Origin of the sequence: Akkermansia sp. RCC_12PD (genome assembly GCF_036417355.1) — a bacterium.
Lineage (GTDB): Bacteria > Verrucomicrobiota > Verrucomicrobiia > Verrucomicrobiales > Akkermansiaceae > Akkermansia.
In genome coordinates this window covers 2916861-2937643 of sequence record NZ_CP143889.1, presented here as the reverse complement: position 1 = coordinate 2937643, position 20783 = coordinate 2916861, and the positions used below count along the sequence as shown (strand labels likewise).

Genomic DNA, 20783 nt, shown 5'->3' with positions numbered 1-20783 from the left:
TCCCTGCTTCCTCCCATGAACCTGTCCTCCTTGCGCCGTGCCGGACCGGCAACCGCCCGCATCCTGATGTACGCGGCATGGTTCGGCGTGGCTCTCTGGGCGGCGGGCGTGGTATTTTACAACGTATGGGGCGGCTGCGTGCTGGTATGGCTGTATGTAGCCGGAATGGCCTGCGCCTTTGCCTTCCGGAAACGGTATCCGGCTGCCTGGTGGTCCTCCTGGGGAATTCTGCTCCTCCTTCTGGTGTATTACCTGTGCATCCCGGCCACGAACGACAAGGAATGGCAGCCCTCCTGGAGCCGCCTTCCTTCCGTGGAAATCAACGGAAATGAAGTGGTCGTGACAAATGTGCGCAACTTCATCTACCGCACGGAACAGGACTTTGATGCGCGCTATGTCACGCGCCGTTTCGACCTGGACAAGCTCTCCACGCTGGACTTTGCCGTCAGCCATTGGGACGGGATGGAATTTGTGGCTCACACCATGCTCTCCTTCGGCTTTGAGGACGGGAAGCACCTGGCCCTTTCCGCGGAAACGCGCCTGCCTGAGGGAGTGGAGCAGGGAACCATACGGGGCCTCTACAAGCAATTCAATATCATTTACATCCTGGCGGACGAGGAAGACCTCTTCGCCCTGCGCACCACCTACAGGAAGGAAGACATGTACCTGTACCGGATCAACATCGGCAGGGACGACCTGAAAAAGGCTTTTCTGGGCTTTGTGGAAAAAATCAACGGCTTCCATTCCCGGCCGCGCTACTACAACACCGTAACGGCCAACTGCACGACGGAACTGGTGGATACCTTCAAGGACTACCTGGGCGTGCGCCGTTGGCAATGGACTCCTCTTTTCAACGGCATGTGCGACCAGGATGCCTATGACCGCGGAGAACTCCTCCACCTCCCCGGCGAAAGCTTTCAGGAGCTCAAAAAACGCTCCTTTCTGGGCCATGGCCGGGAAGGGGAGGGCTGGGACCGGCTCCGCCGCCGCTGGGAGGAAGGATGGAATGCGGATCAAGCCGCTGCGGTCAGAGAGTAGCGAACTGGAAATGCATCCAGTCGTAATCGCGCTCACGGCCCAGGGAAACAGCCCCTTCCGCTTCCACGATTTCCCAGAATGCGGCATAATCCGGCCGGGAAAAAACGGCGTTTGGAGAATGGATGTTCAGGCCGTTCCTGTCCGGGTCCATATCTACGGCGATGCCCCAGGCGTGCATGGACGTGGCCTTGCCGCCGATGATGGCGCGGTCGTTGAAGCAGCCGCCGTACAAATCCAGGCCCATTTCCCTGATTTTCTCCATGCCGTAATGGTCCAGCGCCGCCTGGAAAATGCGGGTGAGGGATTCCGCAACCATCTTGTGGCAGCGCATGGTGGAAACGGTCCTCTCCGTATCCCAGGCAATGCGCATCACATAGGGCAGTCTGATATTCGTCAGGGAACTTTCGTCTCCTGCGCGGCCGAACATGGAATTTCCTGAACGCACCTCAGCCTGGCTGGGCCACGCATGGGCTGGAGTCTGGATATCCAGCTTCTTCATGAGGGCCCGCGCCGTCTTTGGCCCGGGAATTCCGTCCCCGTCAACACCTACATTCTGTTGAATCAATCTCCATAATTCTTTCATAGGTTTTAAAAATAGGTATCGTTCCTGCCTGGAACCAGAGATTTTCCCCCGGAGGCATTGCTGCCTGTCCCAAGGTGTTGTCCGCCGCATCCATTGGCGTAATTATTTGTGAAAAATGTTTTCAAATATTTATATTTTAAAATATTATGTTGTTTTTATGGGGTTTGTGCCGCGAAATGGTCCCGGATGGATGTAAATTTCCTCTTGCGGAGCTGCGGAAGAATTTTCCCCGCCATTGAAACCGGCTCCCTCCATTCCCTCCACTACGGAATAGAGGCATTTTCAAGCCGCTCCCCGCACCGTTTCTGCCAGCCGGTCACAGGATGCGGGATGCCTTCCTTCCTGTCGAATTTGATTTGCACGGAAAAGAAATTTTGCTAAAATCTTTCCTTCATGAATTCAGAAACATCCAACTCTGTCAAATTTTACAATGGAGAGCAGATTCCTCTGGAATTGCACAAGGTCCGCGTGGTCCAAAAGCTGCACCTCGTACCCGTGGAGCGACGCCTGGAAGCGGCACGGGAAGCGGGTTTCAACACCTTCCAGCTCAGTACGAATGACGTTTATCTGGACATGCTGACAGATTCCGGCGTCAACGCGATGAGCGACAACCAGATCGCCGCCATGTTCCGTGCGGACGACGCCTATGCCGGTTCCCAGAGCTTTGACCGTCTGAAGAAGGCCGTAGAGGATGTATTCGGCAAAAAATATCTTCTTCCCGCGCACCAGGGGCGTGCCTGCGAAAACATCATTTCCCGCACCTTCGTGAAGCCCGGCGACGTGGTCCCCATGAACTACCATTTCACGACTACCCACGCCCATATCGACCTGAACGGCGGCAAAATCGAGGAACTGGTGGCGGATGACGCCGTGAACCCGGTCAGCTCCAATCCGTTCAAGGGCAACCTGGACCCGGACAAGCTGCGCGACTGCATCGCCCGGCACGGCGCGGACAAGATTCCCTTTGTCCGCATGGAGGCCTCCACCAACCTGATTGGCGGCCAGCCCTTCTCCATCGCCAACATGCGGGAAATCCGCAAGATTTGTGACGAACACGGCATCATGATGGTGCTGGACGCCTCCCTGATCGGTGAAAACGCCTACTTCATCAAGATGCGGGAGGACGAATTCAAGGACAGTTCCTGCGCGGAAATCCTGAAAACGATGTGCAGTCTGGCGGAACTGGTGTACTTCTCCGCCCGCAAGGTTTCCTCCTCCCGCGGCGGCGGCATCTGCACGAACGATCCCGCCATCGCCAAAAAAATGGAACATCTTGTTCCCCTGTTTGAAGGCTTCCTGACTTATGGCGGCATCTCCGTGCGCGAAATTGAAGCCATGGCCGTGGGCCTGTATGAAACCACGGACCTGACGGTGATCTCTCAGAGCCCCTCTTTCATTGAATACTTCATCGGCCAGATGGTGGACATGGGCATTCCCTGCGTGACTCCCGCGGGCGGCCTGGGCGCCCATATTGACGCGGGCAGCTTCCTTTCCCACATTCCGCAGGAGGATTATCCCGCGGGAGCGCTGGCGGCGGCCTTCTTCATCGCCTCCGGCGTGCGAGGCATGGAGCGCGGCACGCTCTCCAGCGTCCGGGACGAGAACGGCAACGACGTTCTGGCAGATGTGGAACTTCTCCGCCTGGCCTTCCCGCGCCGTGTCTTCACGCTGTCCCAGGTCAAGTACACGGCGGACCGGATGAAATGGCTCTACGACAACCGGGAACTGATCGGCGGCCTGGAATTCGTGGAAGAACCGCCCGTCCTGCGCTTCTTCATGGGCAAGCTCCGCGCCAAGAGCGACTGGCCTGAAAAACTGGCCGCCAAGTACCGCCAGGACTTCGGAGAAAGCCTGTAAAAAATCTACGATCTACTGGAATAATGAACAAAGCCGGATCCATGGATCCGGCTTTGTTTTTTAAAGAAAGATAATTTAAAAAAGTATTTTCCGTTTTTTTTGATAAAAGACGTGCTAGCGCAAGTCGTTTTTTCCGGAATCCCTTGTAGATGAAATTTGTCTGTGGTCCGCAGCCCACTGTCCTGTCAAACAGATCCACCATTTCGCCGTCCCGGTACCCTGCCATGCGTATGAATTTAAGAATGTCCGCTTTGCTGTTGGGAAAATGCTTTATCAGAACCGTCATCCAGAGTTTTTCCATGCGTTCCAGATTGGATTTTGCACTTAACTGACGGTTTTGGGCAGTGACATACATGTCACTGTAACGTCTGCGCGCTTCGAACTGTCCCCGGATATATTCTCTCCCGAATATCTTGTCTTCCGTCGGGAATATATCGCTGAACCCGTTATTGGCTACGGAACGGAACTGCTTGATGTAGGATGAAGCATAGGATGCAGTAAGAAGATTTAGCTCTCTTTCTCGAATATCAAGTTTTGATGCGATCTTTGAATGATCCAGGAAAAGCATGGAATCAAATATCCAATGCTTTAACAGAATGTCGTTTTTGGAACCGATGAAAGGAGGAATATTTTCCTTGGAAGGACGACTCAGATCCTGATAACCAATAGGAGCCGCTCCCAAATAGTAGAAGAGCCACAAGTGATATGAAATCAGTTCTTTACTGGTGGAAGTCTCATCTATACAACCGATTTTTCTGTATAATTTCTCAGCTACATTGTAGAAGCTCTTTATATCTCCCTGGCCGAGTAATTTATCAAATTCTTTGAATTCTTCAGGTTGCAGGGGGAGATTTTTTAAGGCTGACGGCGGCTTTAGGGCTGGATCAAGCTTGACGGGATAGAGCTTGGCAGGCTCTGGATGAATGGGGGCAGGATGAACGGTCTTGATCTTGACGAGATCGGCGTTTATTGGTTTGGCCATACCCAGAGCAAGCAAAATGAAAAAAATACTTTTCATGATCAGTTATTTAAATTATTTGGAATAGGAGTTGTTTTTTGTACCTTGACCGGATTTTTCTCAGAGTGAAATTTATCGATTTCTATTGCAATATCCTTATTTGTTTTGGAAATACTGCAATTCATAACGCTGCGGACGGCTCCCGCACACAACTCCGGATCATTACCGTTTGATTGTGCCGGCACTAACCTGAACCAGCATTTGTGTCCCCATGTCATTGGGTTTTCCTTGTCCAGAATGTTTAATTGATCTTTGGTAATCGGCAAATCAAGAGCTATTTCATCCTTAAACTGTTTAGTCTGTTGAATTTCCACGGGCTTGGGATTGGGGGTATGTGGTGGACGATTGTTTTTATTGTGCTGGGAATTGACATATCCTTCGTCTATTTCCTTGATTTTCATTTTTGAGAAATTTACGTCAAGAGGATAAATAGTTAATTGGACAATCATCCAGGCTGAAGCAAAGGGGACTCCCGGCATTTGTTCCTGGATTTGAGGAGGAGTGTCCTGGCCTTCCTGGAGCTTTTTAGCCTTCGCTCCCTCAGGGATGACAATTTTAAGAGAATACGGTTTGGATACTAACCCCTCTTCTGTTTTTACTGTCACCGTAACCTGTCCGTTTTTTTTCTGCTGTTGGTTTGGCTTGAGCATCGAAAGATGTGATTCCTTTCATTTTTTCAGGAAGAATCAACGCACCTTCTTCATCGGTAACGATCCATTCCAGTTTTTTAGGATCTCCCATCAAGGTTGGTTTTGCCTCCAAACTGATGGTGATTGTTTCTCCAATTCCGATAGTTTGGCGTTTCAGGTCATCTTCTGCGGAATCCTCGCTGATTCCCATGTTGAATTTTGCGGAATGAAGTTCCGTCTTTGATACGATTTCAAGACCTTCTGCCCATTCGCTTTCGGTGTCTTCTGCTCGGGTTATCGGTCCTAGGAAAAATAGAATAAGAACCAGAAAAATAGACCGTATTGTAATCCGGTTATTACTGAGATAGTATATTAGGCGGGAAAACATAGTTGTCATGCAGGCAGAAAATAGAATGAAACAGCATATTTTCCAATATTAAAAGAAGTTGTGTCTCTTGTGTAAAAACAGAAGAGGCTTTTGTTTTTCTGGGCTATTTAGTCTGAATAAGACTTAAAATTGGATCAGCCCCTGTTTCCAGCAGACCCAGAGAACTGCCCCCACAATGAGGAGGATGATCAGAAAGGCGGTCCCGGCGGATGACTTTTTCTGCGCCTTTGGAAGGGTTTTTCTGGCCACTCCCCCCGCTTTCAGGGTTCCCGCCGCTCCCATGGCGTTGATGTAGTCATGCCATGCCTTGGCGGAATGGAAGCGGTTGCGTTCGTCGGGGGAAAGCGCCTTGTCTATCCCGGAAAGGAAATTCATCGGGTACGTCTGGCGGAGAATCGCATAACTGGTCACTTTCGGATTGCGGTCCACTACGGAACGCTGGTCGGCGGCCTGGGGAACCTGGCCCGTGAGCAATTCGTAAAAGGTGGCTCCCAGTTCGTACATGTCGCACCAGGGACCGATTTCGCTGCGGCGTCCCGGATAGAATTCCGGAGGCGTGTAGCCGGGAGTGATCTGGACCAGGCCCTGGTGCTGGAGGGTCTTGGTGCGCACCGCGCCGAAGTCGATCAGCTTGGGTGTGCCGTCCGGCTGGATGAAGATGTTGCCCGGCTTGATGTCGCAGTGGTACACGCCCATGGAATGCAGGTAGTGCAGGATATCCAGCAGGCGGAACAGCAGGTCCGTGGCCCGGGCCGGCTCCATGCTTTGCCCGGTAGCGTGCATGGCAGCCATCAGATCGAACAGAGTCTGCCCCTGGATATTCTCCATGACGTAATAGCAGGTGCCGTTGGCGTCAAACATGTCAAACACCTGCACGACGCCGGGGTGGCTGAGCTGGGCCAGCACGGATGCCTCCTGCCGGGAGTTGGAAATGCTCTGGGCGAAGTTGACGGCGGTCTGCTCGTCCCGCGGGTGGACGAAACCCGTTTCCATGTCCCGGTAGGCATAGGCGTCAGGCATGCATTCCTTGATGACCACATAGCGGGAATTCGGATTGTCCAGCGCCAGGTAGGTGATGCCGAAGCCGCCGGCGTTGAGTACATTCAGGATCGTGTATTTGCCTTGCAGGACGGTATTGTCTGCAAGAGGATAAACCAGAGTTTCTTGTTCCATGAGGGATAATGGGGGGCGGGAAAATCTTTAATTCAATAAGGTCTCTCTGTCAAGAATCTCTCTGTTTTGTTCAGTAGCAGGAGACTCTGAACTCGTACTCCTCCACGCTTCCGCGTTCCAGGCAGGCGGCCAGCCAGTCGAACAGGGCACCGAATTCCCCTCCCAGTGTCTCCCCTGTGTCCGCTTCCAGGGCTTTCACGCGTCCTGCGGCCAGGCGGATGGGGGTGAGCTCCGCCAGAAGCGAGGCGCATTCCTCGTCCCCTGCCTTGAAAATTTCTTCCGCTCCCGGCAGCTCGCACAGGCGTTCTTCCGCAATTTCCAGGCAGATCACGCCCACGCCGAACTCGGCGGCCAGTCCGCGCAGTTCCGCGCATTCGGAGTCGTCCGGCAGTTCTCCGACGATAACGAGTTCCCCGCACTGGGCCCACCGGGACGTGGCCAGGGTACGGAAAAATTCCTTCCTGGCCTCTTCCCCCTCCGGCATGCAGGCGACGCAGACGCCCCGGATGCCCATCATGGGCGCTCCGATCATGCGGCGGCGTTCCAGAGCGCTCCTGTCAAACACCAGGGCGTTTCCCTCCCACTCCCCTTCCGGCCATTCCACGACGGCCAGGTCCGGTTTCGTCCAGGAGGAGCCCGTTTCACTGGTGCTGAAAACGAAGACCCCGCGCCCCGTGGTATCGTATTGCCGCACGGCCAGCGCCAGAGCCCTGGCGCGGCAATTCAGCGCGTCGGATTCTCCTTCCCCCAGAAACAGGGGCAGAAGCCCTCTGGCGGCGGACTTGCCGCCGCGGTCCCGCTGGCGTCTGTAATAGCCCTGGCCGCGCTCTACCTTGGCGATTTCCGAATCAGGATCGGAGGCCATGAAGGAAAAATGGTAACGCAGCGAGGCGTCGGAATATTCTTCGCCCAGCCTCAGCCGTACCAGGCGTATGAGTTCGGTTCCCTTGATGGCCTGGGCCGGATCGGACGGCAAAAGCTCCGGCAGCAATTCTTCCAGTTGGGATCGTAAACTCATCTGCGCTCCATGAGACCACGCGCCGGCGTTTTCTTCAAGAAGGAAGGAGTTCATGCACATGAAATAAAAAGCTCTTTTATTTAAAGAGGAATCCGGCAAAATGGTCCGCATGGCATGGATTACCTCCGGTTATATACCTTCGCCCGGGCGCATGGCCGTAATCGCCGGTACCACCTTCACGCAGCTGGTCCGCATGAAGGTGTTTCTTTTCCTTGGGCTGTTTGCCCTGGCTCTGCTGGCCCTGAGTTCCTTCCGGCTGAGCGAGGTGCTGGGGCCGGAAACGGGGGGAATCAATGAACTTGTCCTGCTGAAAAACTCGGCGTACGGAGCCATGCGGGTGTTCGGCCTGTTCTTCTGCGTGGCCGCCACGGCGCTGATCATTCCCAAGGATGCGGAGGACCGCATCCTGTACACCATCCTGTGCAAGCCCGTGCCGCGCATCGACTACCTGATGGGGAAGGTGCTGGGGGTGCTGGCCCTGACGCTGATTGCCGTGCTACTGATGGATGCGGTCATGACACTGGTGCTCTGGCTCCGCACGGATACGGTCGTGGCCGAACAGATGGCCGCCCTGAAAGGCCGTTATACCGTGGAGGAAATGCAGCCTTATCTGGACAGGATACGCCTGCAGGGCGCTACCTGGAACGTCCAGGTGGGACTGGGCGTGATGATGTGCGAATTCGTGGTTCTTTCCTCCTTGACCCTGCTGATGTCCTGCATTACCAACGGCACCATCATCAGCGCGCTGCTGACGTTCATGGTTTATCTGGCGGGCCTGTTCCAGACACAGGCGCTCTCCATGTGGATGGGCTCCGGAACGGGCGGCCTGTCCTGGTGGGAGGTAATGGGCGGCAAGCTCTTCTCCCTCATTTTTCCGAATTTCCAGATTTATTCCGTGACGGATTCCGCCCTGAACGGGCAGGTAATTCCCCTTTCCCTCTTCGGCAGTCTGGCGCTGATTACGCTGGGCTACTTCGTCTTTCATATGACGCTGGCCGCATGGCTGTTCAGAAAAAAGGAATTTTAACCTGGAGACGTATGGAAGACATCATCAATGCACGTTGCGGCTGGGCAGGAACAGACGAACTATATGTAAAATACCATGATGAAGAATGGGGAAAACCCGTTACGGATGACAAGATCCTGTTTGAATTTCTGGTACTTGAAAGCGCCCAGGCGGGATTAGCCTGGATTACTATCCTCCGGAAACGCGAAGGATACCGGGAAGCCTTTCACGGTTTTGATGTGGAGAAAGTAGCTCAAATGACTCCAGAAGACATCGATCGGTTGATGCAATTTGACGGAATCGTCAGAAACCGGCTGAAAATCAATAGCACGGTCAATAATGCAAAATTATTTATGGATATTCAGAAAGAGTTTGGCAGTTTCTACAAGTATGTCTTGTCATTCTTCCCGAAACGGCAGCCTGTTGTAAACAATTTCAAGACCCTGAGCCAAATCCCCGCCACATCTCCCGAGTCGGATGCCATGAGCAGGGACATGAAAAAAAGGGGATTCAAATTCTTCGGTTCAACGATGTGCTACGCTTTTTTCCAGGCAGCAGGCTTTGTGAATGACCATGTGGAAGGCTGCTTCTGCAAAGGGAATTGATCATCGTTCCCTTTCAATTTTATGATCGTAACCAGTATTTTATTTTCTATAAATCTCTTGTGTTTTTGACCTTAAAAAATCTTCAATCATGAAAACAGGTATCATTGGACTGGGAAAAATGGGCGGAGCCCTGCTGAGGGGCATGCTGAAAGCCGGAGCAGTGGTTCCGGAAGAAGTCTGGGTGTACGACCACCACCATGAAAACGTGCAGGCCCTTCAGGAGGAATACCCCGGCGTTCATGAGGCGCCCACGGAGGCAGTCGCGGCGGATGCGGTGGAAGTTCTTATCCTGGCTGTGAAACCGCATGGAATTCTGCCTCTTATCTCCTCCCTCTCCGAGCGCGGCGCAGAGCTGCCGCTGTTGATATCCATAGCCGCCGCCATTTCCCTGGATGACATGGAAGCCTGCGCCAGCGATGGAACGCGAATCGTGCGCGCCATGCCCAATACCCCATGCATGGTGCTTTCCGGGGTCATTGCCTACAGTACGGGAACAGCCGTCACGGATGAGGATGAAGAAGCGGCTCGCCGCCTGTTGTCCGGCTGCGGCTCCGTTTTCAAGGTGGAGGAATCCCGGATGAACGCCGTTTCCGCCATTTCCGGCTGCGGTCCCGCCTACATGTTCACGGCCCTGGACGCCCTTTCCGATGCCGGAGTGGCCATGGGCCTGCCCAGGAAAACGGCCCTGGAACTGGCCGCCGGCACCATGCTCGGATCCGCCCTGATGGTGGAACAGACGGGAGAACATCCTATGGCTCTCCGAGATGCTGTCACGTCCCCCGGCGGCACCACGATTGCCGCCCTGAATGCGCTGGATGAATGCGGCTTCCGCAATGCGTGGATTCAGGCCGTGAAAAGAGCCGTGCGTCGTGCGGAGGAGATGGAGGGGAATTAGGTTTTCCGGCACTGCTCCGTAACGTTTTTTCGCGTCGGAGTAGCAAGGAAGGGTGTACCATGCAGCCTTTTTCCCCGAAAAGCAGCTACCTGCCGAGGAACGGATTTTCACGCTGTTTTTTAAGTTCCGGACTCTGGAGATTGAACAGGACTTTCCGCAAGGACTGGATAGGGATGCTGACTTTGCCGAGTGCGGAGGAATGCCCCTCCAGTCGGCCGTCCCTGACGGCGTCCAGTCTGATGGAAACGATGCTCTGGTCGGCCAGAAAAACGCGCACGTCGGAATTGTCCTGCGCCGTTTTTTTCTCATCTTCCTTCTTCTGGTTCAGTGAACGCACCCTGGAGGTCGGCACCATGACGTCGTAAAGGCCGGACTTGACACGGATTCTGCCGTCTTCCTGAAGGGAAATGCTGCCGCGGAGTACGTCCCCGTTCACCAGCATCACCTTGTCCGTGGAGGATTCCCTATCGTATTTACCGACGATGTCCTGTTCCTCCGGAGGATAGGGGAGGGCGCCGTTCCACTCCAGTACGTTCATGTTGGTCAGGGCCATGTTCTGGGAATCGTAGCCGCGGATGCCAAAGTGGTTGCCGGGCTTGAATTCGCGGGTTTTGGCATCTTTTCCGGCTTCTTCCTTCTCATCGGCTTCCTCGTTGTCAAAGATGTTCTGCAATTCCTTGCCTTCTTCCCACCGGGCGATCTGTTTCCCGTTGAGGTAAAGGTAGTAATTCCCTTTTTCCCGGTCTGCGTAAAACTGCACGTCGGAACGCTTTATCCCCTTGTCAGCGTACCAGTTCCTTTCTGTCTGCCTTTTGACTCTTCCTATGGTCTTGTGATAACCGGAGCTGATCTTGATCAGCTCCGCCTTTTCCAGGGAAACGGTCAGTTCCACCTTGTTTTGGGAATTAGCGTCGTTCCACAGGAAGACATGGACTCGGAAAGAATTGGTGTGATAAACGGAGAATTGGACATGCAGCCGGGACGGCATGTCGAATTTGGTTTGCAGTTCCGTATTGTTGGAGCCGCGCATGATCCAGGAGCCGTTGCGGCATTCCGGCAGCATGCTATTGCCTGTGGATGTCCATCCTTGGAGGGATGCCGTGGCATTGCGCAGATAGGCTTTCTGCTTGTCGAAGCCGATGTACCGCACGTGGCTTCTGTTGACGGGAAGCAGTCCGCCCCAGGAGGTTTCCAATTGAAGGCTTTCGGAGTCCAGGGATTTGAGCGTGCCGTATAACTCGTCACCGTTTTCCAGCCTGATGATGGAAAACTGTTCCGGAACGGACAGGGGCACGGAAGAGGTGATTTGGTCCAGTTCCTCCAACTTGATATCCACCGGGCGGGAAAGGATTCTGGACTGTATGTTCAGGTACTGGCCCTGCAGGGTTCCTATCTGTCCGGGCAGGCTTTCTCCGGATTTGAGCGTGATGACGCCTTCCGCGCGCGAGGCGGGGAAGTGGACTGCGGCCAGAAGGGCGCTGGCGGACAGGAACAACAGGCGGGTTTGTTTCATGGTCGGGCTCATTGTCAGGGAGTGGAGCGGGAGGGTTGGGCGGAATTCAGGAATTCCACGCGGATAATGTTTTTCAGCGGCAGGGAAACCTGGCCCAGCAGGGAATGCTGAAGAACGACCTTTCCGGAGTCGATGCTCCGGATGTCGCCGTGCAGGCGGGAACCGTCTTTCATCTGGATGCTGTGGCGGGCTTCATCCCGGACGACATCCTGTTTTTCCGGTTCCGCGAAAAAGACCGTGTCCAGGTATCTGGCCGGGATGGAGAGCTCCCTTGGAACGCCGGGATATTCCTTATCCGTGGAGAGGTTCAGTATTTTGTCCCTGTCATTATAGCTGTTGACGGAGCCGGGAATGGCGTCCTCCTCCTTCGTCACGACCAGATCCGTCCCCTGGCTGCCGTTCTTGGTCAGGGCCTTGGCGCTCAGGGAAATGGCGGAAAGCTGAAGCTTTGAGATGGTCAGGGAGATATGCCCTTCCATCTGGAGTCCGAAGGCGTCCCCTTCCAGCTGCTGTTCGGGAGGGGAGGGATCCTTGATCAGCTTGGGCGGCATGTCCCCCACCAGCAGTTCGTAAACCTGTTCATTGTTCTCGTGCCGGGAGGAAGTCAGCCTGATATCTATCCCCGCCGTCATTTTCGGGGCCGGAATGTCCACCTCTCCCAAAAGGAGGATACCGGATTTCTGCTCTCTCAGCAACGTGCATTTGCCGGGGGCAATGCTGAGCATGAGCCTGTTGAGGCTGCTGCCGGAGTTGGACCTGAACGTGACGTTTTCCTTGCCGCCGAAGCAGAAGACAATGCCGGAGCGGTCACTGCTGCCGTCCATTGTCAGGGCGATTCGGAAGGTGAAGGAGGAAGGGTCCAGCCCGATGCTCTTGTACAGTGGCACCCAGGTAGGATAGTTGCCGTTGGACAACTTGTAATGGTACTTGTCTCCGTCCAGCTTCGGGTTCATGGCATTCATCAGTTTTCTTCCGGACTGGATGCGGTAGTCGTTCTCATTGTCTCCGGAATGAAGCCAGCTGTTGTCAAATACCAGGGGCTCCTGCCAGAATCCCTTCTGCTGGAGAGTTCCCAGGCGGAAGCCGGCCACCTGGCTGCGCGGAATGGAGCGGTAGGTGCCGAACATATCCCGGTACTTCACTTTGTCAGACGAGATGGAAGTGATATTGCACGGAATGATGTCCCGGTGTCCCGTGGAGATGAAAATCTTGTCCCTGGCCCGCAGGTCGGGAGGGGCAGTATCCGTGAAATAGACGGCTCTTATTTCCGAGGGCAGAATGGAGACGTTCTGGCGCACGGACGGGTGCCTAATAACCAGCCCCTGTTTCCCGAAAGAGACGATTTCTCCGCGGAGGCGGTAATTGTCTTCCATCACCACATCGACGGTAGGGACCGCCCACGCGTGCAGCAGGCAGGCGGGGGCCAGGAGGAGTGCAAAGCGTATCCTATTTTTCATAAATGGGCAGGAATCTGTAGTTGAGAGCGAGAGAGAGGAGGGCGGCGGACGTGGAATAGGCCGGGGAATAGTCGGACAGCCAGGAGCCGTTGGGCGCCTGGGAAGCGCCCAGATACCGCATATTCTTATAATTCCATTCCTTCCAAATGTCCAGATCCGCATGGAAAAGGGCCTGGGACATGTAATACTCGAAATAGAATGGGTAGGAGGAATCCCGGTAATTAAGATTTTTTTTCAGGAAGGACAGGGAGGTTTTGAAAGACGGGTCCGACTTCTGGCGGGCCAGGGACAAGGTCAGGGAGCCGATGGCCGTAAGGGTGACGCGGGGACCGGACGGTCCGGTATAGCCGTAACCTCCTTTGTTGTCGCGGCAGGAGGCCATGTACTTGAGGCCGCGTTCAAAAGCCTCGTCCGGCACGGGAATGCCCGCGTTCCGTGCAGCGTACAGGGAGACGATCTGGCATCCGGTTACCGTGCTGTCCGCATCCGTAGAATCCGGAGCATAGCGCCAGCCGCCCGTCTTGTTCTTCTTCTGGGCGGTCAGCGTCAGGGCCACGGCTTTCTGGAGGGCGGGGCCTATGCGGTCGTCGCGCACCATGCCGTAGGCCTCCGCCAGCGCCAGGGTGGCGAATCCGTGGTTGTACATGGAATCTCCTATGTAACCGGAACTTTTGTTCTGTTTGGAGAGGATATAGTTGAGGCAGCGGCGCACCATGGTGGCGTACGGCCCCGCATTTGGATCGTCCCCGTGGGCGAGAACGGACATCAGGCAGAAACCGATGATGCCCGGCTCCTGGCCGTAGGTGCCTTCATAGGTGCCGTCCGTTTTCTGGGCGTTCTGGAGGTATCTGAGCCCCTTGACGTACATCAGCTCCACCTGTGGAGGCACCGGGGAAGACGTGCGCAGGGAAGACTGGGCCATCCCAGACTGCGGCATGATCGCCATTCCCAAGGCAATCAACAGGAAACAAAAGGCTTTTTTCATGGAAAGAGTGCGGGTGTGCTTATTGTTCATAAATGGGCAGGAAACGGTAATTCAAGGCAATTGAAAGTAGCGCCAGGGAGGTGGCATAGGAACTTCCCCTGTCGCTCAGCCAGGAACCGTTGGACGTCTGGGATGCCTGGAGGTAGCGTATGTTTTTATGGTTCCAGGCTTCCCAGAGGGGCTGGTCTGCATGAAACAGAGCCTGGGACATGTAGTACTCGAAGTAGAATGGATATAAGGAATCCCGGTAATTAAGATTTTTTTTCAGGAAGGACAGGGAGGCTTTGAAAGACGGGTCCGACTTCTGGCGGGCCAGGGACAAGGTCAGGGAGCCGATGGCCGTAAGGGTGACGCGGGGACCGGACGGTCCGGTATAGCCGTAACCTCCTTTGTTGTCGCGGCAGGAGGCCATGTACTTGAGGCCGCGTTCAAAAGCCTCGTCCGGCACGGGAATGCCCGCGTTCCGTGCGGCGTACAGGGAGACGATCTGGCATCCGGTTACCGTGCTGTCCGCATCCGTAGAATCCGGAGCATAGCGCCAGCCGCCCGTCTTGTTCTTCTTCTGGGCGGTCAGCGTCAGGGCCACGGCTTTCTGGAGGGCGGGGCCTATGCGGTCGTCGCGCACCATGCCGTAGGCCTCCGCCAGCGCCAGGGTGGCGAATCCGTGGTTGTACATGGTGTCACCTATATAGCCGGAGCCGCTGTTCTGTTTGGAGAGGATATAGTTGAGGCAGCGGCGCACCATGGTGGCGTACGGCCCCGCGTTCGGATCGTCCCCGTGGGCGAGAACGGACATCAGGCAGAAACCGATGATGCCCGGCTGCCTTCCTTCATTGTCTTCATAGGAACCGTCTGCTTTTTGGGCGTTTTGTAAAAAACTGAGGCCTTTCAGATACATGGATTCCACCTGCACGGGCACCGTTTCCGTGCGGACCGGCATGATGCCAGCCACATCCCTGCGCGGATCGGCTCCCCCTGCCGTCAGGACGCAGAAAAAGAATAGCAGAAATGCTCCGGCAGAATGCGTGTTCATCTTTTGCTACTTCTGGAGGGTTCTGTTATAGGCGTCCAGCGCCTTGCGGAATTCGGCGGGCATGTCATCTGCAGACATCCCGGTGGATTTGGGGACGGAGCGGCTTTCCACCGCCGTGTCTGGGTTGGAAACTCCCCTTTCCTGGGAGGAAGCCATATCCGACTTTCCGTCGGCTCCTTTTCCCGGTTTGTTGCCCCGGTTGTTCTGGCCCTCTCCTTGTCCTTCTCCTGTTCCCTCTCCTTCGCTTTCCCCCTGCTGCATGGATTGGGATTCACTGTCCATGCCAAGGAGCTGCCGGAGCATGTTCATCAGGGCCTCGCTGCCCGGTTTCATTCCATTTTCTCCGAATTTGGGCAGTTTGCCTCCTGCGCCCCCTCCCGGCATGCTCATTCTGGCCTTGGCTGCCAGGTAGATCAGTTCAATGACGTCCGACTGGGCGGCGAGCGTTGGGCCTCCCGTGTTGTAGTTCTCCAGGAGGTCCACGGCGTCGTTCATGGCATGGCGGCATTTCTTCAGGAGGTCGACCACTTCCTCATTCGTTTCTCCCATGATGAGGTCGGACGTGTCCGCCTGAAGCTCGTCCTGCTGGACGGCCAGCTTTTCCGCCGTTTCCTTGTGCTTGGCGGTATAAATCGTTTGTCCCTCCGGAGTGGCCAGGCAGGGCAGGGAAAAGGTCGAAAGGGCCAGAAGAATGACTGGCAGGCGGACAGTATTCATGGGGTTTGTGCGTTGAGTTTGCGGTGTTCCTTTTCTGCGGCGCGGGTACGCATGCGGATGTCCTGTTCCTGCTGGATCATTCGGATGATTTTCAGCATGAACTCGAAGTCGGCGTCGGAAATGGATTCTTCTTCTCCGCCTCCGCCGCCTCCGCCTCCGCCGCGGCTTTTCTTGTAGTCGTCTATCAGCTTGGCCCAGTGGCGCAGGGTGGACGCGTACAGGTGGGATTCGTCAATGGACTGCGCCGTGATGGAGTTCAGAATGTTTCCGTGCACCAGGTCCAGCTTTTCACGGAGGGAGAAGGCGTTCATCTGGTTGTACAGGTCGCTGTAAATGCGTTCCTCCGTGCGGGACTTGTAATAATTGAGGTCTTCCAGAATCCAGCCTATGTCCTGTGTGGAGGCATTCTGGAGGGTGGCAATGGTTTCCATTTCCCGGCGGGTGGAGGGGTCCAGCTCCTCCATGGTCATACCTACAACGGTGTTGAGCTGGCCGGCGAGAGAGCGGGCAATGAAATCTTCCTTGTAGGCCGCTTGGAGAAGCCTGGCCACAAAGGTGCTGGCTTCCATGTCCTGGGCGGACTTGGAAAGCTGGTTCATGGCGTCTTTCAAGGCCTGCGTGGCGTCGGAGTGGTCGCTTTCCGCCCCGTTGAGGGATTGCCGGCTTTCCTGCGGAGTGCTGTTCTCCGCTGTAGAATCCCGGAATTTTTTCTGGGCGTTCTTCATGGCACTGTCGGGAACGGGTTTCAGCATGGAAATTCCCTTCATGAACTCCTTCATTCCGGATGGATCGATCTGGGTATTGCGGGAGGCTTCCTTGAACAGCGTTTCGGACCGGTTGATCAATTCATTCAGTTCCCTTCGGTTGGCCTGTTCCTCATCCGCCAGGGCATGGAGCCTCTGCTGGCCCTCCGTATTCCTGAGTTCCTTTTCTTCCAGGGTTTTCAGGCGTTTCGCCTCGTCCGTCATGGCGTCCATGCGGCGGATCATTCCTTCCAGCTCGCTGACGATGCGTTCCAGTTCATTGCGAATCATCTGCGCATGTTCCGACTTGGAAAGGACGATGATGACCATGGGTTCCGAATACACTCTTTTGCCGCCGGGCTTGTAGTCCTGCGTAAATCCGCGGACGACCACGCGCTGGGGAGACAGCTTCAGGGCCCTGGCCTGGAACAGGAAGGTTCCCTTCAATCCGGTCCGGGTCGGATCGCCCGTTTCCAGAACCTTTTCCCCGTGCAGTCCCGGAACGGTCTTGCCGGCTTTCTCCGGAGCCGCCGCTTCTCCGTCCGGATTTTCTTCCTCGTAAAAAGACTTTTCTCCCTGCCACTCCACGCCCAGTTCCCGCAGGCCGAAATCGTCCGCGGCCTCCACTTCCAGTTCAATGCTGGTGTCTTCCAGCACGTGGCGGTCGTTTTCTCCGCCCCTCAGGTAGACGGAGGGCTGCTTGTCCTCAACGGGTTCCAGGCGCACCTTCACGGTCTGCGCGGCGTCAAGGCCGTCCTGGTCCGTCCATGTCAGCTCTATTTCCTGAGGATCTTTCCCCAGAAGAATGGAGGGAATGATCACCTTGCTGCCGTCCACGCGCAGGGGCTTTCCCTGGGGCGTGGCGGCGAAAGCCAGCGGCTGGGAGGCGGTAACCTCCAGCGTCAGCGTGGAGCCTTCCGGCGCGGAAACGACTCCGGCCCTCATCGGTTCCCGTCCATCCGGACGCCCCATGTATTCCGGATAGGCCACCGCGGCCGCGGCGGAGATCAGGGAAGGGCGCGCCTTCGGCACGATGCGCATGCGGCGCACGACGTCCCCCGCTGAAAATTCAAGCCTGTCCGGTTGCTGGAGAGGTGGAATGAGTACTTTGTAAACGCCGTCCTCCAGACTCGCCTGCTGGCGCATCCTGTTTCCGAAAACGTAATGAGCGGTTTCCGGGCGGGACTTGGTGGAATCCGCCAGCCTGAGTTCATATGCATGGCTTTCCCCCAGGGGGATGACCAGGGTGTCGGGGGAGGGATCCAGTTGCGTGAAGGTGTAGCGTTCCGGAGGATTGAAGGGTTGAAGCCAGCGGTGCAGGGCGTTTTCCGCCGCTTCCGGGCTGACGATGCACAGGGCGCCCGTGCAGAGAACCAGAATGGAAAGAAGAAGGAACAGAATCCTGTGCCGCGGCCTGGGGATGTTGACCGTCAGGTCCTGTCCGGCGACTTCGCGTGCCACCTGTTCCATGGCCGCCTCCTTGAGCTTTTCGGAACTGTATTGGTGCCCGTACATTTCGGAGTCCAGTTCAATGACCCCCAGCAGGCGGTCTCCCAGCGCCGCATCATTTTTGCCGATCAGGCGCGCCAGTTGGGCGGCCGTTCTGCGCTGCCAGACCCACCGGAAGCTCCACCACGGAATGAAGGTCAGCAATCCCGCCACGGCGCAGATGAAAAGAATCCATCCCAGCGTGGGCGGTGTTTCCCAAACGCGGTCGGAAACATACAGAAACACATAGGAGAGGATGACGGCAAGGCCGGCAAGGCAGATAGCTTCCAGTATTTTTACCGTTCTGAGGCGACGGCGGAATGCCTGGAGCTGCCTGACTAGTTGAACAGGGAGTTTGACGGTAGGTGAGGTCGGCATGCTTAAACCCTGTATCTACTCTTTTTATGCTGTTTTTGCAAGCTTCCCGAACGTGATAGGGCAAATTCGCCTTCATTGGGCCTCTTGTGTTTTTCACGCTGGACTTTATAATTTGATTTTCTAAAATAACTCTGCGCTTTAAATCTGGCCTGGTTTGCGCAATTAAAAACCAACATATTAGGCCTTACCCATTGACTTCGCCATGCAAAAGGGAAACAAAACAACGGATCCGGAGATCGACTTCGGAGAATTCGCACCAGCCACATACGCCGAATGGCGTGAGGCAGCCGTCGCTGCCTTGAAGGGGGCTGATTTTGATAAAAAACTTTTCACGAAGCTCGTGGAGGGAATCACGCTGCATCCCATTTACAACAAGTGGGACGAGCACTCTCCCGTCATGCCTGCCGGGCAGTTCCCGTACCGCCGCGGAACCCGCGCCCTGGGCTATGTGGAAAAGCCCTGCGAAATCGCCCAGAGCATTCCCGCCTCCACTCCGGAAGACTTCAACAGCAAAATCCTGCACGATCTGGAACGCGGCCTGACCGCCGTGAACGTCCAGCTCAACTGCAAATGCGGCCTCAAGTTGCGCAAGCAGGCGGCCTGGGACACCGCCCTCAAGGGCCTCCCGCTGGACAAGCTGCCCGTTTACATCACTCCCGGCTCCTGCGGCCTGGGTACGCTTTCCATGTTCCTGAACACGTACAAATCCGCCGGATTCGACACCGCCGGCCTCCGGGGCGGCGTTCTCTACGACCCGGTCGGCAAGGCCGTGATGAAGGGTTCCCTCTGCGGCGGCAAGGGCATTTGCGCCTATTATGACCAGATGGCCGTGATGACCAAGTGGGCCATCGCCAATGCGCCCGCCTTCCAGACCATCGGCGTCAGCGGGCTTCCCTATGCGGATTCCGGCGCCTCCGCCTTTGAAGAAGCGGGAGCCATGCTCGCTACCGCCGTGGCCTATCTGCGCGCCATGGAAGAACGCGGCATTTCCGTGGATGAAGCGGCCGCCCACATGCGCTTTACCGTATCCATCGGGGCCAACCTTTTCCTGGAAGTGGCCAAAATCCGCGCCCTGCGCGAACTCTGGGCCCTCATCGTCAAGGAATGCGGCGGTAGCGAGGAAGCCGCCAAAATCAGCCTGCATGCCCGCACTTCCTTCTGGACCCTCTCCAAGGTGGACCCCTGGGTCAACCTGCTGCGCGGTTCCGCCCAAGCCTTCTCCGCCATTATGGGCGGCGTGGACAGCATCGATGTACTGCCCTTCGACGCGGCCGTGCGCATGCCGGACGAATTCTCCCGCCGCATCGCCCGCAACTGCCCGCTGATCCTGCTGGGCGAATGCAACCTGGACAAGGTGGTGGACCCCGCCGGCGGTTCCTGGTACATTGAAAACCTGACGGACGAAGTCTCCCGGAAAATCTGGGACGTCTTCCAGGGAATTGAAAAGGAAGGCGGCATCATCAAGGCCCTTCAGTCCGGCTCCATCCAGAAGAGCGTGAACGCCACGGCCGCCAAGCGGTATGAAATGGCCGACCAGCGCCGCCAGTCCATCGTGGGCGTCAACCAGTACGTCAACCTGGTGGAAAAGAAGCTGGAAGTGCCGGAAGGCTCCTCCTGTTCCGCCTCCAAGGGCCACGGCTGCTGCAAGAATGCGGACGTGGAACTGCCCGACGTGAAAATGTGCGTGGATTCCGTCTGCAAGGCCGCGGAGGAAGGCTTCTCCACCTGCCTCATCAACAAGGCCCTCACGGCCGGCGCGGACTGCAAGTGCGGCGGACCGCTGGAAATTGAAGCCCTGCCGAAGCGCCGCCTGGCGGAACGCTTTGAATCCCTGCTCGCCAAGGCCGACGCCTGGGTGGAGGAAAAGGGAACCCGCCCGATGGTCTTCTTCGCCAACATGGGGCCGTTGCGCCAGCACAAGGCCCGTGCGGACTTCTCCCGCGACTTCCTGCGCGCAGGCGGTCTGGACGTGGTTTACCCGTCCGGCTTCCCGACTCCGGAAGAGGCGGCCAGGGCCGCCGCGGAAAGCGGCTGCGCCGTGTGTGTGATCTGCTCCACGGACGACACCTATCCGGAAATCGTTCCCGCCTTCTGCAAGGCGCTCAGGGAAATCAAGCCGGACATGATGGTGGCCCTCGCCGGTTATCCGGCGGACCATGTGGAAGCGTTCAAGGAAGCCGGCGTGGACATCTTCATCCACGTCAGGGCCAACTGCTACAACACCATTGAAGCCATTCAGAACAAGATCGGCCTCTAAAC

18 protein-coding genes are annotated in these 20783 nt (G+C 56.1%); 6 read left to right on the top strand and 12 right to left on the bottom strand.

The genetic code is table 11. The annotated features are described in order from the left end of the window. Positions 1–15 precede the first annotated feature (15 nt). The gene (locus V3C20_RS12385; RefSeq protein WP_130082653.1) at positions 16–1038 is read left to right on the top strand and encodes a DUF4105 domain-containing protein; all 1023 of its coding nucleotides are present in this window, start codon (positions 16–18) and stop codon (positions 1036–1038) included. Here V3C20_RS12385 and V3C20_RS12380 read toward each other — a convergent pair. Continuing rightward, the gene (locus V3C20_RS12380) at positions 1028–1537 is read right to left on the bottom strand and encodes a M15 family metallopeptidase (RefSeq protein WP_130082654.1); all 510 of its coding nucleotides are present in this window, start codon (positions 1535–1537) and stop codon (positions 1028–1030) included. The two genes, V3C20_RS12385 and V3C20_RS12380, sit on opposite strands and share 11 nt — an antisense overlap. Before the next feature lie 477 nt (positions 1538–2014). Here V3C20_RS12380 and V3C20_RS12375 point away from each other — a divergent pair, with 477 nt between their 5' ends. After that, positions 2015–3478 (top strand): tryptophanase, encoded by a 1464-nt coding sequence (locus tag V3C20_RS12375; protein WP_130082655.1) that lies wholly within the window; start codon positions 2015–2017, stop codon positions 3476–3478. On the opposite strand, the gene V3C20_RS12370 is transcribed toward V3C20_RS12375, so the two are convergent. The 5 genes from V3C20_RS12370 to V3C20_RS12350 form a co-directional block, all read right to left on the bottom strand. Next, entirely contained in the window at positions 3396–4496 is a 1101-nt protein-coding gene (locus V3C20_RS12370) for a hypothetical protein (RefSeq protein ID WP_330935390.1), read from the bottom strand. The genes V3C20_RS12375 and V3C20_RS12370 overlap by 83 nt on opposite strands. A gap of 2 nt (positions 4497–4498) precedes the next feature. Next, positions 4499–5146, bottom strand: coding sequence for a hypothetical protein (locus V3C20_RS12365; RefSeq protein ID WP_149874302.1), 648 nt, complete (start codon positions 5144–5146; stop codon positions 4499–4501). Beyond that, positions 5052–5522: a hypothetical protein gene (locus V3C20_RS12360; RefSeq protein ID WP_130082658.1), complete on the bottom strand. Its 471-nt coding sequence runs from the start codon at positions 5520–5522 to the stop codon at positions 5052–5054. Before V3C20_RS12360 ends, V3C20_RS12365 begins: the two co-directional genes overlap by 95 nt. Before the next feature lie 114 nt (positions 5523–5636). Beyond that, positions 5637–6686, bottom strand: coding sequence for a serine/threonine-protein kinase (locus V3C20_RS12355; protein WP_130082659.1), 1050 nt, complete (start codon positions 6684–6686; stop codon positions 5637–5639). A gap of 70 nt (positions 6687–6756) precedes the next feature. Further along, complete coding sequence (locus tag V3C20_RS12350; RefSeq protein ID WP_149873730.1) at positions 6757–7758, bottom strand: hypothetical protein; 1002 nt, start codon at positions 7756–7758, stop codon at positions 6757–6759. A 55-nt stretch (positions 7759–7813) separates the two neighbouring features. Here V3C20_RS12350 and V3C20_RS12345 point away from each other — a divergent pair, with 55 nt between their 5' ends. The 3 genes from V3C20_RS12345 (at position 7814) to proC (ending at position 10210) form a co-directional block, all read left to right on the top strand. Then, entirely contained in the window at positions 7814–8731 is a 918-nt protein-coding gene (locus V3C20_RS12345; protein WP_149873731.1) for a hypothetical protein, read from the top strand. Positions 8732–8742: 11 nt separating this feature from the next. Next, complete coding sequence (locus V3C20_RS12340) at positions 8743–9315, top strand: DNA-3-methyladenine glycosylase I (protein WP_130082662.1); 573 nt, start codon at positions 8743–8745, stop codon at positions 9313–9315. Between the two features lie 88 nt (positions 9316–9403). Then, complete coding sequence (gene proC, locus V3C20_RS12335; protein ID WP_130082663.1) at positions 9404–10210, top strand: pyrroline-5-carboxylate reductase; 807 nt, start codon at positions 9404–9406, stop codon at positions 10208–10210. An 85-nt stretch (positions 10211–10295) separates the two neighbouring features. Here the strand turns inward: proC and V3C20_RS12330 are convergent, their stop codons facing one another. From V3C20_RS12330 to V3C20_RS12305, 6 genes are read right to left on the bottom strand one after another with little or no spacing between them, the layout of a single operon-like run. Further along, the gene (locus V3C20_RS12330; RefSeq protein WP_130082664.1) at positions 10296–11723 is read right to left on the bottom strand and encodes a hypothetical protein; all 1428 of its coding nucleotides are present in this window, start codon (positions 11721–11723) and stop codon (positions 10296–10298) included. A gap of 14 nt (positions 11724–11737) precedes the next feature. Then, a complete protein-coding gene (locus tag V3C20_RS12325) occupies positions 11738–13180 on the bottom strand; it encodes a hypothetical protein (RefSeq protein ID WP_130082665.1) in 1443 nt (480 codons plus the stop codon). Then, entirely contained in the window at positions 13170–14195 is a 1026-nt protein-coding gene (locus tag V3C20_RS12320) for a prenyltransferase/squalene oxidase repeat-containing protein (RefSeq protein WP_238623744.1), read from the bottom strand. The genes V3C20_RS12325 and V3C20_RS12320 overlap by 11 nt, the downstream gene beginning before the upstream one ends. Beyond that, positions 14185–15198 (bottom strand): prenyltransferase/squalene oxidase repeat-containing protein, encoded by a 1014-nt coding sequence (locus V3C20_RS12315; protein WP_192907197.1) that lies wholly within the window; start codon positions 15196–15198, stop codon positions 14185–14187. Before V3C20_RS12315 ends, V3C20_RS12320 begins: the two co-directional genes overlap by 11 nt. A gap of 6 nt (positions 15199–15204) precedes the next feature. Beyond that, a complete protein-coding gene (locus V3C20_RS12310; protein WP_130082666.1) occupies positions 15205–15915 on the bottom strand; it encodes a hypothetical protein in 711 nt (236 codons plus the stop codon). Continuing rightward, positions 15912–18524 carry a hypothetical protein gene (locus V3C20_RS12305; RefSeq protein WP_130082667.1) on the bottom strand — a complete coding sequence of 871 codons (2613 nt, stop codon included), beginning with the start codon at positions 18522–18524 and terminating at the stop codon, positions 15912–15914. Before V3C20_RS12305 ends, V3C20_RS12310 begins: the two co-directional genes overlap by 4 nt. 202 nt (positions 18525–18726) lie before the next feature. Here V3C20_RS12305 and V3C20_RS12300 point away from each other — a divergent pair, with 202 nt between their 5' ends. Then, complete coding sequence (locus V3C20_RS12300; protein ID WP_130082668.1) at positions 18727–20781, top strand: methylmalonyl-CoA mutase family protein; 2055 nt, start codon at positions 18727–18729, stop codon at positions 20779–20781. Positions 20782–20783 lie beyond the last annotated feature (2 nt).

Bases quoted from the DNA above. Each gene is read 5' to 3' on its own strand.
- V3C20_RS12385 (WP_130082653.1), top strand. From the start codon at position 16: ATGAACCTGTCCTCCTTGCGCCGTGCCGGACCGGCAACCGCCCGCATC.
- V3C20_RS12380 (WP_130082654.1), bottom strand. From the start codon at position 1,537: ATGAAGAAGCTGGATATCCAGACTCCAGCCCATGCGTGGCCCAGCCAG.
- V3C20_RS12375 (WP_130082655.1), top strand. From the start codon at position 2,015: ATGAATTCAGAAACATCCAACTCTGTCAAATTTTACAATGGAGAGCAG.
- V3C20_RS12370 (WP_330935390.1), bottom strand. From the start codon at position 4,496: ATGAAAAGTATTTTTTTCATTTTGCTTGCTCTGGGTATGGCCAAACCA.
- V3C20_RS12365 (WP_149874302.1), bottom strand. From the start codon at position 5,146: ATGCTCAAGCCAAACCAACAGCAGAAAAAAAACGGACAGGTTACGGTG.
- V3C20_RS12360 (WP_130082658.1), bottom strand. From the start codon at position 5,522: ATGACAACTATGTTTTCCCGCCTAATATACTATCTCAGTAATAACCGG.
- V3C20_RS12355 (WP_130082659.1), bottom strand. From the start codon at position 6,686: ATGGAACAAGAAACTCTGGTTTATCCTCTTGCAGACAATACCGTCCTG.
- V3C20_RS12350 (WP_149873730.1), bottom strand. From the start codon at position 7,758: ATGAACTCCTTCCTTCTTGAAGAAAACGCCGGCGCGTGGTCTCATGGA.
- V3C20_RS12345 (WP_149873731.1), top strand. From the start codon at position 7,814: ATGGCATGGATTACCTCCGGTTATATACCTTCGCCCGGGCGCATGGCC.
- V3C20_RS12340 (WP_130082662.1), top strand. From the start codon at position 8,743: ATGGAAGACATCATCAATGCACGTTGCGGCTGGGCAGGAACAGACGAA.
- proC (WP_130082663.1), top strand. From the start codon at position 9,404: ATGAAAACAGGTATCATTGGACTGGGAAAAATGGGCGGAGCCCTGCTG.
- V3C20_RS12330 (WP_130082664.1), bottom strand. From the start codon at position 11,723: ATGAAACAAACCCGCCTGTTGTTCCTGTCCGCCAGCGCCCTTCTGGCC.
- V3C20_RS12325 (WP_130082665.1), bottom strand. From the start codon at position 13,180: ATGAAAAATAGGATACGCTTTGCACTCCTCCTGGCCCCCGCCTGCCTG.
- V3C20_RS12320 (WP_238623744.1), bottom strand. From the start codon at position 14,195: ATGAACAATAAGCACACCCGCACTCTTTCCATGAAAAAAGCCTTTTGT.
- V3C20_RS12315 (WP_192907197.1), bottom strand. From the start codon at position 15,198: ATGAACACGCATTCTGCCGGAGCATTTCTGCTATTCTTTTTCTGCGTC.
- V3C20_RS12310 (WP_130082666.1), bottom strand. From the start codon at position 15,915: ATGAATACTGTCCGCCTGCCAGTCATTCTTCTGGCCCTTTCGACCTTT.
- V3C20_RS12305 (WP_130082667.1), bottom strand. From the start codon at position 18,524: ATGCCGACCTCACCTACCGTCAAACTCCCTGTTCAACTAGTCAGGCAG.
- V3C20_RS12300 (WP_130082668.1), top strand. From the start codon at position 18,727: ATGCAAAAGGGAAACAAAACAACGGATCCGGAGATCGACTTCGGAGAA.